This is a genomic window from Streptomyces sp. ERV7 (assembly GCF_001653515.1).
Taxonomy (GTDB): domain Bacteria; phylum Actinomycetota; class Actinomycetes; order Streptomycetales; family Streptomycetaceae; genus Streptomyces.
The window spans coordinates 1-13,457 of the sequence record NZ_LYOY01000086.1 but is presented as its reverse complement, the minus strand read 5'-3'; the positions used below and the strand labels follow the sequence as shown (position 1 = coordinate 13,457).

Below are 13,457 nucleotides of genomic sequence, written 5' to 3'. Positions count from 1 at the left end.
CTGGGGGTGTGATGCCGGCGGGGGATTGGTTGTATCGGGCTCTGTGCGAGGTGTTCGTACGGGGCGTGGGGGTCGAGGAGACGGGGGCGGCGCTGTCGCGGGTGGTCGCGCCGGTGGTGGGACATGACGCGTTGCGGTTGATGGTGATGAACCCCTCCCTTGGAGTGGGCGCCAGCGCCCTGGGGTTCTGGCACGGGTATGGGCCGGACGTGGGCCGTGAGTTGATGAGGGCGGGCAGCCGAGGCGCGGCCTTCACCCAGCTGGCGCGCCTGGCTCGCCGGCCCGGGCCGGTGGTGGTGGATCGCGGTCTGCGCGGTGGCTGGTACGACCAGCTGCTCGCTCGGCACGGGTTCGATGAGGAGCTGTGCCTGGTCCTGCGGGACGGCAGGGGAGTGTGGGGACTGCTGGGCCTGAAGCGCGCGCAGGGAAGTCGGCCGTTCGGAGCTGAGGACACACTCCGTATCGCGGGCATCGGGCCGGCGTTGGTCGGCGCGCTGCGCGGCTATGTGACCCGAGGGCCCGTCGCGCCCGGGGGACAGGGAGATGAGTTGCCGCCGGGAATGCTTGTCGTCAGCGACGAGGGCACAGTCGCCGCGATGACATCCCAGGCCCGCGCCTGGCAGGCTGTGATGGCGCACGGGCAGGCGGCACCGGAGTGGCTCATCGAGTACTGTTTCGCGGCTCTGTCGTTCGAGGCGCGCGCACACGCCCACAACCCGCGCAGGCGCTATCCCAGGGTGTGCACGCCTGTGATCGGGCACGGTCAGTGGGCCGTGTTCGAGGCCCAGCCACTCGGCGGCAACGGCGACATCGCCATCGTGATCCAGCGCGCCACTGGCGCGCTGCTGCTCCCGACGTTCTGCGACTGGTACAAGATCACCGCCCGCGAACGGCAGGTCATCGGATACCTGCAGAACGGTGCCGCACCGAAACAGATCGCCCGGCTCCTCGGCCTGTCCCTGCACACGGTCAACCAGCACCTGCGCGCGGTCTTCCACAAGACGGGCAGCTGCGGGCGCGACGAACTGATGGCCGCCCTCACCGCGTGATGGCCCCTGATCGGATGCGCGGAGAAGTGTGCGCTGACCGGCTATTTTGTGAGGAGGCAGATCGGGTCGTACGGAGGGGGTGTCGGGGCTGAGACTGTTCAGCACGAAGGGCGGGTCCAGGCAGCCGTGCCGCAGTCGGCCGGCGAAGCGGCGCAGGGGCAGGGCCTCGTCGAAACCCGCGATGTTCTCTCGGAGTTTGACGCCATGACTGAGCCGGCCCAGGATCCCCGTGTTCCCCAGGACCCCTATGCGACGTATGCGGCCATGCGGTCCGCGTGTCCGGTGCGGTCCGTCCCCGCCGGTTCCGCAGGGCGTGCCAACTACCTGGTCACCGGCTACGCGGAGGCCCGGGAAGCCCTCAGCGACTCCCGTCTGTCGAAGGACACGAGCACCTTCTTCGCGGGCAAGGAGTCGCGGCGCCGCCTGCATCCGGCGGTGGCCCACACCATGTTGGCCAGCGACCCGCCCAGGCACACCCGGCTGCGGCAGCTGGTGACCAAAGAGTTCACGACGGGCGCCGTCAAGCAATTGCGTCCCTTCATCGCCCGGGCCACCGACGAACTGCTGGACCAGTGGCCCGTCGGCGGACCGTTCGACTTCGTGGCCCGCCTCGCGGTGCCGCTGCCGGTCATCGTGATCTGCGAGCTCCTCGGAGTGCCGCAGGCCGACCGGTCCGCGGTCCAGCGCTGGTCCGCGGAGCTGTTCGCGGCGGGAGAGCCCCACGTCATCGACGCGGCCTCGCACGCGCTGGCCGGTTACCTGACAGACCTCATCGCCGCCAAGCGCCTGGGCCCCGGCAGCTCGCTCCTGGACCGGCTCATTTCGGCTCGGGACGAAGAGGACCGCCTGAGCGAGGAGGAGTTGGTCTCCCTGGCCGTGCTGCTGCTCGTGGCCGGACACGAGACCACCACCAATGCCCTCGGCAACGCCCTCTTGGCGCTGTTCCAGCACCCGGACGTGCTGGATCGCCTCCGGGAGAATCCGGACGAGGTCTCTGCCGCGCTGGACGAACTGCTCCGCTTCGACTCTGCGGTGAGCATGGCCACCTTCCGGTTCACCACGGAGGCAGTGACACTCGGCGGCACCGAGATCCCGGCCGGTGTTCCGGTCCTGGTCGCGCTGGGGGCAGCCAATCGGGACCCGGCCCGATTCCCGGAGCCGGACCACCTCGACCTGGGCAGGGAAGCGGCTGCTCATCTCGCATTCGGTCACGGTATCCACCGCTGTGTCGGCGCGCCCTTGGCCATGGCGGAGGTTGAGATCGCCCTTCGAGCAGTGCTGACCAGATTCCCCGGAATCCGCCTTGCCCTACCGCCCGACCGACTGGAGTGGCGGCGCACCCGTCTCGTCCGCGGCCTGGCCTCGCTCCCCGTGCTGGTCCAGGCGGTGACCGCACGTCGGTACACCCACGGCCAACGAACTCGTTGAGCGGCGATCACGCTCAGCGAACTCAGGGCTGTTCGTCGTCGAGTCGACCCGTGCCGTCTCCTCCGTCTTCGGTCAGCCTCGGCTCGGGCGGGTGCACCTGTTGCCGCCTCACCTGCCAGGGGTGAGCCTCCGCATGGGCGACGAGCGTGATCCCGGGCTCGTACCGGGGCTGGCGCAGCGCCGAAGATGAGCAATCATGAAGTGGCCTGTGTGCGGGCCGTGCGCCGTCCAGCGATACGGGCTGACCGGCGCACGGCCCGGTCCGAGGGGGCCGACCTGGGCGAAGTGCCGGGGCGGGCCCACTCCGAGCGCATTCTCAGCGCGGTCGTACAGACCGGGCGGGAACTCCCCGCGAATCAGGCCGACATCGCCTTTGACGTCCCGGGCCCCGCTCACCTGTGGCGGGTGACGCGCCGCGGGTGCGTCACCGCTGTGATGACGGTGGTGACGGCGGAGAGCCCGTCGAAGGGAGGCGCGTTGGGTGAACCGGTCACACCTGGGGCACCAACGGAACCCGCGTCCCGCAACCAGCGCAGGAGGGCCTGATGGCTGATCTCGTCGTACTCGGATTCTCGGACAGGGAAAAAGCGGAAGCGGTCCTGCGTCTCGCGAGGGACCTGTCTCGCCAGGAACTGCTCGACCTGGAGGACGCGGCACTGACCTGGCGGACCGTCGACGGCAAGATCCATGTGCGCCAGACGTACAGCACCACCGGCCACGGCGCGGCCGGAGGTGCCCTGTGGGGCTCGCTGCTCGGACTGCTCTTCCTGATGCCGGTGTTCGGTGCCGCGGTGGGGGCCGCCACCGGTGCGGTGGCCGGCAAGCTCAACGACATCGGCCTCAACGACGCGTTCGTGAAGGAGATCGCGAGCACGCTGGAGCCCGGCCGGGCTGCCGTCTTCGCCCTTGTACGGCGATCGACACCTGATCGGGTGCGTGAGGCGCTCCTGCCCTTCAACCCCATCGTGATCCGTACTTCGCTCACCAAGGACCGGGAAGAGGAGCTGGTGGCCGCATTGCAAGGGACGTGACCGGGGACGCGTGGTCTCTCCTCCCGCAGCCGTGTCCCGCCAACGCGCCGTCTCACACCGGGACTTCACCCGGGTGAGATGGCGCGGAGCGCGCTACCTGCTCGTTGGTCGCGACCCACACTTGGCGTATGACGTCACTGTGAGCCGAGAGCGAGGTGCCGCCCATGGTCGCGGGGCCACGCCCCACGCAGGAGAACGGCAGTTGTGGGGAGACCGTCGGTGGTGTGCCTGCGCTGCCCACCTGGCTCATTCCCAGGCGTCGGCTGACGGACAGGCTGGCCCGAGCGGTCGACGGGCCGTTGACCGTGGTCGTCGGGCCCGCGGGCGCCGGCAAGACGGCCCTGGCCGTGGAGTGGGCCCATACCCGCCGCCCGCCCGGACCGCTCGCCTGGGTCACCTGCGACGGCCGGACGGAGCAGCCCGACGTGTTCTGGCAACGCGTGGCCGGGGCACTGCGCTCGGCCGGTGTGGAAGTGCCGGAGGTGGTGACGCCCGGTGACAGGGGCCTGCTGGTGGCCGGGCTCGCCACCGCTCTGAGCGACCGCCGCGAGCCGGTGACTCTCGTTCTGGACGACTTCGAGACCGCCCCCAGCTCGCCGGTCGCGGACGGCGTCACGCGTCTTCTGCGGCATACCTCGGGCGTGCTGCGCATGGTGGTCCTCTCCCGCCGCGACCCGCCGCTGCACGTGCGTCGCGGACGGCTCGCCAGAGACGTCACCGAGCTGCGCACCGCCGACCTCGCCTTCGACGACCGGGAGACGGCAGCACTGCTCGCCCAGCACGGGATCGACGTACCCCAGCAGACAGTCACCGCGCTGCGGCGGCGCACGGACGGTTGGGCGGCAGGGCTGCGGCTCGCCGCGATGTCCATGGAGAAGCATCACGACCCCGTCCGGTTCGTGGCGCAGTTCACCGGGGAGGACGAGGCGATCGCCGGCTACCTGGTCGAGGAGGTCCTCGACCTGCAGTCACCGGACATGCGCCGGCTGCTGCTCGCGACGAGTCTGCTGGAGAGCGTGAACGCCGAACTGGCCGCCGAACTCGCCGGTGCGGATGCAGGCTGCCACTTCGCGGCTCTCGTCCGGGAGAACTCCTTCCTGTACCCCGTCGGCGAGGGTTGGTACCGCTGTCATCGGATGTTCGCCGATGTGCTGCGGAGGTGTCTGCACCACGAGGAGCCCGGTCTTGTCGCCGTGCTGCACCGCCGTGCGGCCGCCTGGCTCGATGGGCACGGCCGGTTTGCCGAGGCGGTCCGCCACTTGCTGGCCGCGGGCGACTGGGACCAGGCTGCCCGGCTGGTCGTGCACCGACTGGCGATCGGCCAGGTCCTGGGTGTGGCCAGGGTGCGGCTGCCCGTCGAAGAGACCAGGCGGCCGTGTGGCGTCGCCCCGGCGCAGGAGCTCGAACCCGCCCTGTTCACGGCGGCCGTCGCGCATGCCCACGGCGACGACCAGACGTGCGCCCGGATTCTGGAGCAGTGCGCACGGCTCCTGGCTCCATTGTCTCCCGGATTGTCTCCCTGGGAGAGCGAGCACGAGGCACGGTGCCGCCTGACATACGCGGTGATCCGCATGGAAGTGCTGCGCACTCGCAATCCGCGGCAGGCCCGCGCAGCCGCGGCCGAAGCGGAGGCGGCCGGACTGCGGTTGCCGCACAGGGCGTGGACGCAGAATCCGGAGATCGCGGCCCTCATCTTGACCATTCGCGGCAGCGGTGAGCTGCGGGCCGGCTGCCTCACGGCGGCTGAGGCCTCGCTCACCGCGGGGCTCAAGGCAGCGGGCGCCGCCGAGAACGGCGTACTGCGTCGCGATTGCCTGGTCGAACTCGCGCTCCTGGACACCCTGCGTGGACGCTTCCGGGCCGCCGACGAACTGGCCGCGCGGGCGTCCAGGCCGCCGCTGCCGGCCTGGACGACAGCTGAGCCTTCACGCGCCACCCTGCATCTGGTGGGGGCCTGGGTGGAGCTTGCGCGTGGAGAACCTGGGCGTGCGCGGCGCGAAGTCGCCAGGTGCGAGGGCCTCTTGAGCGGCCGGCCGGACACCTTCCTGTCCGAGATCGGCAAACTGGTGGCGGTGCTGTCCGCCGAGATGGAACGGGGACGCTTCGTGCGAGCGCCGATCGGTGACGCGGTGGCAGGGGCGCGGTTGCCGGGTGCGGTGCACCGGACGCTGGTGCCGGCGTGTGCCTTGCTGCTCGGCTCTGGCGGTGTCGGCCCGAGCGCTGTGACCACCATCGCGGTGGACGGCGCTGACGGCGTGTCCGCTCCCGCCGAGCGGCTCAGCGTACGGGAGCAGGATGTTCTGGCCCGGCTGGCACAGATGATGACCAATGAGGAGATCGCCCAGGAGCTGTACCTCTCGGTGAACACGGTGAAGACCCATCTCAAGAGCGTCTACCGCAAGCTCTCCGTGTCGCGGCGTTCGGCCGCTGTCCGAAGAGCCCGAGAACTCCAGCTGTTGTGATCACCGCTGGACAAGGCCCAGCTCCCTGGCCCGGGCCACTGCCTCGGCCCGTGAACACACACCGAGTTTGTGGTAAACCGCACGGGTGTGGCTCTTGATGGTGTTGTACGAGACGTACATCCTTTCGGCGATCTGCCGCAGCGGTATCTCCTCCTGCAATTGCCGCAGTACGGCGAGCTGACGGTCCGTCAACAGATGGGGTGCCGGCAGGGAGGGCTTGGTGTGCCCCGATGGTGCGGGTACCTCGGCCAGCACGGCTGATGCCTCGTGCACCAGAGCCCCCGCGCTGCGGGCATCCGCAATGCCCCCGGCCACCCCCACCAGGACGCCCGCTACCCACACCAGACAGGTCGTCACCGCCGCGTCCACCGAAGTCGCCTCATAGCTGAGCGAGCGCAGCCGCCCACGCAGGAGGGAGACGCCGTTCTCTCCGAGCGCGCATCCGGATACAGGCGCACATCGTACGTCGGACATGCCGCTCACCTCCCGGCGTGCAGGACATCGTCCCTCCACGGTCGGGGGCACACCGAGTATGCGGAAGAGACCATTCGGCCCAGTTTCCTCGGGACGAGCCGCCCCTCCCAGAGGGCTTCGGGGTCGGCGTGGGGCGGCCGGGCCGGGTGCGGCCCGGGCGCCCCGTGCCGTGTGGGGGAGAGGTCACCTGCCTGGTTTCGGCAGTGCGCAGGTGGCCTGGGTTGTTTTCGTCGGGTCGCTTTCCGAGCGGGCGGTGAGGACGACGGCGCCCGTGCGTTCGGCGCCCGGCTTCGCGGTGACGGCGACGTCGACGGGGACGGAGGTACCGGCGGCCGCGGCGGTGAGTCGGTTGGGGAGCCAGGCCGACCAGCCGCGTGCCGAGGTGGTGGCGGTCAGACGGTAGATGTCGGAGGACAGGTGTGGCTGGTTGTGGGGGTCGGGCTGGCCGGTGTTGGTGAGGCCGAAGGTGCACACGGCCCGGCCGGGGGCGGGTGCGCCGGTGACGGAGCCCTTGGTGAGGGAGACTGCGCGGGCCTGCGGGCCCGCTCCGTCCAGGGACTTGACGCCGATGTCGTAGGAGAGCACGCCGGTGGCGTCGCGTCGCACGTTGAGGACGTAGAAGTGCATCCGGTTGGCCTCGTCGATGTACTCGTACGAGCTTCCGGAGTCCGCCCCGGCGTGGAAGAGCGCGTCGCTGAGCTGACGGTAGTCGCCCATCGTGATCTTCTGCGGAGTGCCGTCGGGGCGGGTGAAGTCCACCAGGTTGATGTCTTCGGGGTGGGCGTCGACCACCCAGGCGAACGGCGCGCGGTCGGCGTTCTTGGTCTTGCTGAGGAGGACGCCGCTGTCGGGTGTGAAGGAGTCCATGCCCATGCGGTCGACGACCTCGACGGTGTAGTTGTCGTAGCCGCCGCCGTCGCACAGTGGGTCGGTGGCCCGGTCGCAGGTCGGCGACAGGTCGCGGCCCATGGTGATGTTGAGGCCGGTCAGCCCCTTGTCTCCGGGCGGGGCGGAGCGGGCGGTGACGCGGGCGACGACGAGGCCGGAGTCCTTGAGGGCGTCGCGGTCCAGGCGCAGGATGTTCTTCTCGTCGACCATGCCGAGTTTGAGCTTGTCGCGCAGGACGTGCTGGGCGCCCATGGAGCCGCCCGCGGTGGCGGGTATCTGCCAGCGGGTGTGCGGCCCGCCGGGGCCGTTGAACGAGCCGCGCGAGAGCATGCCCCAGATGCCGGTGTAGGAGCGGCTGAGCGGTGTCCCATAAGGGTTGTTGTAGTTGTCGCCGATGCCCAGGATGTGGCTGAGTTCATGGGCGAAGGTGGCCATGCCGGAGCTCTCGGCCTGGGTGGACGAGCCGTTTGCGGCGTTGGGCCAGATACGGGCGGCCGCCTGCCAGGACGTCCACGGCACATAGCGGGTCCGTGCCGAGTTCAGTCCGGAGGCGATGGGGGAGGGGGGTCCCCACGCGGCCGGCACGTCCTGGGCGGAGGCGAACTTCATCTGTCCGAACTCCTGCCAGGCGGAGGACTCGTCCACTCCGGCGGTGAGGTAGAAGACGAAGTCGAACTCGCCCGCTTTGCCGGCGCCCACGTCGGCGACCCAGGCCCGTTTGCCGTCGGCGCGGATGTCCTTGCCACAGGTGTCGCCCACGGGGCAGGCGTCCGGGTTCATGCCGGGCTCGATGCCGTACTGGTAGGACTTGCCCGGCATGCGGTAGGCGCCGAAGGCGGTCAGACCGACGCCGATACGGCCGCCGGAATCCTCCATCCAGTACTCGTTGATGGTGTGGCCGTGGTTGAGCGTGCCCGGCTTGTTGAGGAAGTCCTCGTAGAACTTGGGGACCTGGGCGCGGGGGATGCCGGACGCGCTGGGTAACGGATTGCCGAACTTGGCCGCGCCGGCGGGCTTGGTGACCGAGAAGTCCTCGTCCAAGTAGTCCAGCAGGACGAGAGCGCCTTTGAACTTGCGCTGGGTGGGCTGGCGGTTGGGGTTGGCCCAGTCCGTGCCCGGGACGGAACGGTATTCGGCCCAGGTCATGGCATCGGGGTTGCGCCAGTGCTGAGGGTCGAGCGGCCGGACCAGGGGCGGGCCCCAAGGCGCGGCATCCGGCGTCGCCCGGGCGGGCCCGGCCGCGACGGCTGCGACGACGCCGAGGAGCAGGACGACGATACTGAGTCGGCGCAGTCGACTTGGTCGGTGCAGGCGTCTGCGGTGCACGAACATGGCTCACCTCTTGCCTGGAGTCATTGAGGTCATGGGGTGCGGTGAATGACGGGGCGGGAAATGGCGCGCGCATGACAAGCCTTGCGAACTGTGGTGCGGGTGTGTCCCCGGTGCCACGGTAGAGCCGTGGGCAGGCATGACGCCAGAGTGCCTGCGTAACCCCGGCCCGAGGCACGCCACCCTGGCCGGAACACGGGCAGGTCAGCGACGAACGCGCCAACCACTGCAACGGCTACCGCCCGCGCGAGTGGGACACGCGCGCCGGGATTGTCGAACTCGCCATCCCCGGGCTCAGGTCCGGCAGTTACTTCCCAGGCCGGCTCCTCGAATGGCGCTGCCGGGCCGAGCAGGCCCTCATGCCGGTGGTCGCCGTCGCCTATCTGCCCGGCGTCAGCACCCGATGGGTCGAGATCTGGCCGCCTCCCTCGGCGTCACTGAGCTGCCGAAATTGCGCTCGTCTGGGTGGACGCGCTCACCCGGAAGCTCCGCGAGGGCGCCCGCGTCATCAAGTGAGCGAGTACGGGGCGACGTTCCTCGGCCTCGGAGCGCCCCACCGTGCGGACACGGACTGCGGAGAGCCGAGCAACCGTCTCATACCGGAACATAGTGCTCCACTTGCAAGATGGCTGAAGTTGCTCCCTGTGAAGTCACGGCTCCTGAGCGGCGTGCTTGCATGTGTTCATGATCGTTAATTTGCAGGAAACATCTGGACCGCGGACATACCTGGACCACATCCTGGAGCACTGGCACCAGGACGAGGACGCCGAGGCGCTCGTCCAGGGTGCGCAGAGGCTGACCCGGGGGGAGGCCCGACGCCGGCTGTTCAGTTTGGGGCACGCGCTGCGCCGGCAGGGGCTCGCGCCCGGCGACGGTGTGGGGTTGTTCCTGGCCAACCGCGTGGACTCCGTCCTGGTGCAGCTCGCGGTCCATCTCATCGGCTGCCGCGTGGTGTTCCTGCCGCCCGAGCCAGGACCCGGCGAACTCGCCGCGCTGGTCGAGCAGTCCAAGGCGCGCGCCGTGGTCACCGACCCTGTCTTCGCGGCGCGTGCCGCCGACGCGGCCGGCCGCAGCGCCCACGCGCCCGTGCTGCTCAGCCTCGGTCCCTGTGAGCAGCGGTGCTCGGATCTGCTGGCGGTGGCGGCCGAGTGCCCTGTGGTGCGCCCCGACGGCGTGCCCACCCCGGCAGCGGACGAGGCCGTCACCGTCCTCTACACCGGCGGCACCCTGGGCCGCCCCAAACTCGCCGCGCACAGCCACCGGCTGTACGACGTGCTGCTGGATCACGTGCAGGACGACGTGCACGAGGCTCCTTCCACGGGCTTCTTCCCGACCATGGACCCCAGCACGGACCGGATACTCGTCTCCACGCTCCTCACGCACGCCAGTGGCCACCTCACCTCCATTCAGGCGCTGGTGACCGGGTGTGCCCTCGTCGTGCTGCCCGAGTTCGAAGCGGGCGCGGCACTGACGGTACTGCGCGAGGAGCGCATCACCACCACCATGTTCGTACCCCCCATGCTGTACGCGCTGCTCGACCACCCGGAGTGCGAGCGGGGCGTACTCCCCGAGCTGCGGGGGATCGTCGTCGGCGGCGCGGCGTCGTCGCCCAGCCGACTCCAGCAAGTGGTCGAGATTTTCGGGCCCGTACTCGGCCAGGGCTACGGGCAGTCGGAGGCGCTCGGCATCGCCGCGTTCGGCGCGCAGGACCTCGCCTCGCAGGCAGCCCGGCGGCCCGAGCTGTGGCGCAGCTGCGGTCGCGCGATATCCGACACCGAGATCGAGATCCGCGGTGAAGACGGTGCGGCGGCGCTGCCCGCCGGGCAGATCGGCGAGGTGTGCGTCCGGGGCAAGTCCGTGATGCTCGGTTACTACGAGGACCCGGAGCGCACCGCGGAGGCGTTTTACGGCGGCTGGCTGCGCACCGGGGACCTGGGCTACCTCGACGCGGACGGATACCTCTATCTCGTCGACCGGGCCAAGGACATCATCGTCACCGGCAGCACCAGTGACAACGTCTACTCCCGGGTCCTGGAGGACTTCCTGCTCACGCTGCCCGGTGTGCGCAACGCGGCGGCGCTGGGCGTGCCGGACGAGAACTACGGGGAGGCCGTACAGATCTTCCTGGCCACGGCCGAGGGCACCGATGTCGACCCGGACGTGGTCGGCGCCGCGGTGACCGCCGAGTTGGGAGACCTGTACACGCCCCGCAAGACGGTCCTGCTCGACCAACTGCCGATGACCAAGGTCGGCAAGGTGGACAAGAAGGCGCTGCGCGCCGCGTGGACGAGCACGGCCGTGGACACTCCGTAAGTGCCGCTGCCTGAACGGGTCCTGCCATGTCCTCGCCCCGGGCGGAAAGGCTCGCTGCAACCCGCCGCCAAGCGGCTCGGCTCCAGCATGGTCGTCGGCCGCACTTCGGTCTCTGTTGGGTGCCGACCGAGCGGAGGCACTGGAGGCGATCGTCATGTCCGGCGGAGTCACCGGAGGACAATTGGCTTCGCTCGTCGGAGCGTCCGACGCCGCGGCCAGTCGGCGCGCCGCAGCGCTGCGGCGCGCCGGTCTGATCCAGAGCGTGCGCATCGGGCGGGAAAATCATGTGCCCGGGAGCGTCGGGGCCACTATGGTCGCCGTATGAACGTCAGAGGCCGAATCATCATCGCGACCGCGCGAGCGACCAGCTCGCCGGTTGCCGCCGTCTGATTTCTCCCATTCCCACCGGCGACCGGAAACGGCCTGTTGGTGGTTGCGTGGCGTTCTTTCTGGCTTCTCGCTGCGGTGCAATGACCGGCGTGGTCCCGTTATCCGGTGCCTTCCCCACTGTGATGGCAAGGAGCCACTTTCATGGACACGGAGACGATTGTCCGCACGTTCGTCGAGTACTTCGAGGAGCGTGATCACCACAGGATCTCGGGCTCGACCCTGTTGCCGCCTCCGGGCGACTCGGTGCTGTTCACCACCTCCGGTATGCATCCGCTCACCCCCTATCTGGAGGGGCGCCCCCATCCACTGGGCCGGCGCCTGGTCAATGTGCAGCGCTGTCTGCGCACCACGGATCTGGAGGAGGTCGGCGATGCCACTCATCTGACGGTCTTTCAGATGCTTGGTACCTGGTCGCTGGGCGACTACGAGGGCCCGCTGAGCCTGGACTGGGGGTACAGGCTGCTCACCGACGGGCTGGGTATCGATCCGGGCCTGCTGCATGCCACGGTCTATGGCGGCGATGACCAGGTGGGGCCCGACACCGCTTCGTTGCAGGTGTGGCAGGACCATGGCGTTCCCGTCGAGCTCACCGTGAAGGACAACTGGTGGTCCAACGGGCCGGTGGGCCCGTGCGGCCCCGACTCGGAGATTTTCCTGTGGAGCGGTGACACCTCACCGACGTCGACACCCACACGCGACGACCGTTGGGTGGAGGTCTGGAACCACGTGATGATGCGCTATCGCCGCCTCCAGGACGGCTCCCTCGTTCCGCTGCCCCAGCGCAACATCGACACCGGGCTCGGTCTGGAACGCCTGGCCTCGCTGCTGCAAGGCAAATCCTCGGTGTTCGAGTGCGACGTCTTCGAGCCCTGGCGCCGCCTCGTGCCGGCCCTGTGGCCTTTGGACGAGCAGTCGCTGCGTGTGGTCTACGACCACCTGCGCTCAGCCATCGTGGTACTCGGCGATGGTGTGCGTCCGGCCGCCACGGGACAGGGTTACGTGCTGCGCCGCCTGGTGCGGCGCGTGCTCACGGCTCTATGGCGGGACGATTCCTCGCGCACTCTGGGAGACCTCCCGCACGAGCTGGTCTCCCACACCCTGGACCACTTCCGTCAGGAAGGAGAGCTCAGCGAGGTATACCGGCTGCTGCTGGAGGAGGAGAACCGGTTCAAACGGCTCCTGGAACGCGGTCGGCAGGTCCTTGCCCGGCCCCGGTTCCAAGGCCCTCTGAAGGATGAGGACTTCCACTACCTCCACGACACCCATGGCCTGCCCCGCGATCTCGTCATCAGCCTGCGGTAGCAGTGAGGGCGGGTGGGGGCTGGGCCGGAATGACTCACCGGGCCGCCCCTGACGCTTGGGACGTGAACGTCAAGCCGATGGACGCGGCGATGTTCCAGGGGGACCAGCCGCCGGACTTCGGCCTGCGCCTCCTGCAGGTCAGGTTCCCGGCCCACGAACTGCCGGAACTGACCCGGCGCCTTCGCGAACACGCCGCAGGCCCTACGGTGCCGCCCGAGCCCGCTGATTGGAGCGCCGCGGTCACCCGCGCCGCCGCCCGCCCCCTCGTGGCCAAGGGTGCGGGCGGCGTGTGTCAGCGCACTCGGTCAGCCGCAGTTGAGATTGCTGACTGGGCCGATCTTGGTGCCGTTGGCCGGGCCGCTGCTCCAGTGCAGGATTACTCGGTGGTCGTGGACACCGGAGCAGCTCGCGCCCAGGCCGCGACTGGCACTGCCGATCCAGTGCTCTTCGGCGTCGTTGGCCCAGCCCCACCAGCGTGAGCTTTGCAGCTGGGCGGTGAAGGTCCAGTTGTTCGCACAGCCGGTACTGGATGCACCGGCGCTGACGTGGCCGGGCCGGTCACGTACCGGTGCCGAGACGCCGGTGTTGCACCCTTGCATCGTGGACGTCGTCGTGGCGGGCGCTTTGGTCTTGGGCGCGTCGGCCTGTGCGGTGAGGGAGGTGCCAAGGCCGAGGGCCACGAATGTGCCTGCGGCGGCCAGGGCGGTGTAGCGGCGAGGGATGCTGAACATGGTTACTCCCCGTGTGTGCTCGGTTGTTGGGGTTCGCGTATTCCCGCCGGCACCGGCGGG

The 13,457-nt window shown here is 69.6% G+C and carries 9 protein-coding genes and 1 pseudogene; 7 read left to right on the top strand and 3 right to left on the bottom strand.

Annotation, left to right across the window (positions count from 1 at the left end):
- The 4 genes from A8W25_RS30580 to A8W25_RS30565 form a co-directional block, all read left to right on the top strand.
- Window positions 1-1,049: helix-turn-helix transcriptional regulator (locus A8W25_RS30580; RefSeq protein ID WP_234386682.1), on the top strand; the 1,049-nt coding region annotated here is incomplete at its 5' end.
- Window positions 1,050-1,253: 204 nt separating this feature from the next.
- Complete coding sequence (locus A8W25_RS30575; RefSeq protein WP_067167692.1) at window positions 1,254-2,477, top strand: cytochrome P450 family protein; 1,224 nt, start codon at window positions 1,254-1,256, stop codon at window positions 2,475-2,477.
- Window positions 2,478-3,022: 545 nt separating this feature from the next.
- A complete protein-coding gene (locus A8W25_RS30570; RefSeq protein WP_067167690.1) occupies window positions 3,023-3,508 on the top strand; it encodes a DUF1269 domain-containing protein in 486 nt (161 codons plus the stop codon).
- A 164-nt stretch (window positions 3,509-3,672) separates the two neighbouring features.
- Window positions 3,673-5,970: a LuxR family transcriptional regulator gene (locus A8W25_RS30565; RefSeq protein ID WP_079126539.1), complete on the top strand. Its 2,298-nt coding sequence runs from the start codon at window positions 3,673-3,675 to the stop codon at window positions 5,968-5,970.
- Here A8W25_RS30565 and A8W25_RS30560 read toward each other — a convergent pair whose 3' ends face one another.
- Window positions 5,971-6,444: a helix-turn-helix transcriptional regulator gene (locus tag A8W25_RS30560; RefSeq protein ID WP_199831876.1), complete on the bottom strand. Its 474-nt coding sequence runs from the start codon at window positions 6,442-6,444 to the stop codon at window positions 5,971-5,973.
- A 183-nt stretch (window positions 6,445-6,627) separates the two neighbouring features.
- Window positions 6,628-8,664 (bottom strand): M6 family metalloprotease domain-containing protein, encoded by a 2,037-nt coding sequence (locus A8W25_RS30555; protein ID WP_067167685.1) that lies wholly within the window; start codon window positions 8,662-8,664, stop codon window positions 6,628-6,630.
- 188 nt (window positions 8,665-8,852) lie between these two features.
- On the opposite strand from A8W25_RS30555, the pseudogene A8W25_RS33095 reads away from it, so the two are divergent.
- From A8W25_RS33095 to A8W25_RS30545, 3 genes and pseudogenes are all read left to right on the top strand, one after another.
- Window positions 8,853-9,171, top strand: a pseudogene (locus A8W25_RS33095) (transposase); the annotation flags it as partial.
- Between the two features lie 186 nt (window positions 9,172-9,357).
- Window positions 9,358-10,974 (top strand): class I adenylate-forming enzyme family protein, encoded by a 1,617-nt coding sequence (locus A8W25_RS30550; protein WP_234386668.1) that lies wholly within the window; start codon window positions 9,358-9,360, stop codon window positions 10,972-10,974.
- Between the two features lie 531 nt (window positions 10,975-11,505).
- Complete coding sequence (locus tag A8W25_RS30545) at window positions 11,506-12,666, top strand: alanine--tRNA ligase-related protein (RefSeq protein WP_067167681.1); 1,161 nt, start codon at window positions 11,506-11,508, stop codon at window positions 12,664-12,666.
- A 305-nt stretch (window positions 12,667-12,971) separates the two neighbouring features.
- Here A8W25_RS30545 and A8W25_RS30540 read toward each other — a convergent pair whose 3' ends face one another.
- On the bottom strand, window positions 12,972-13,397 hold the full coding sequence (locus A8W25_RS30540; protein ID WP_067167679.1) for a hypothetical protein: 426 nt from the start codon (window positions 13,395-13,397) through the stop codon (window positions 12,972-12,974).
- Window positions 13,398-13,457: the final 60 nt, after the last annotated feature.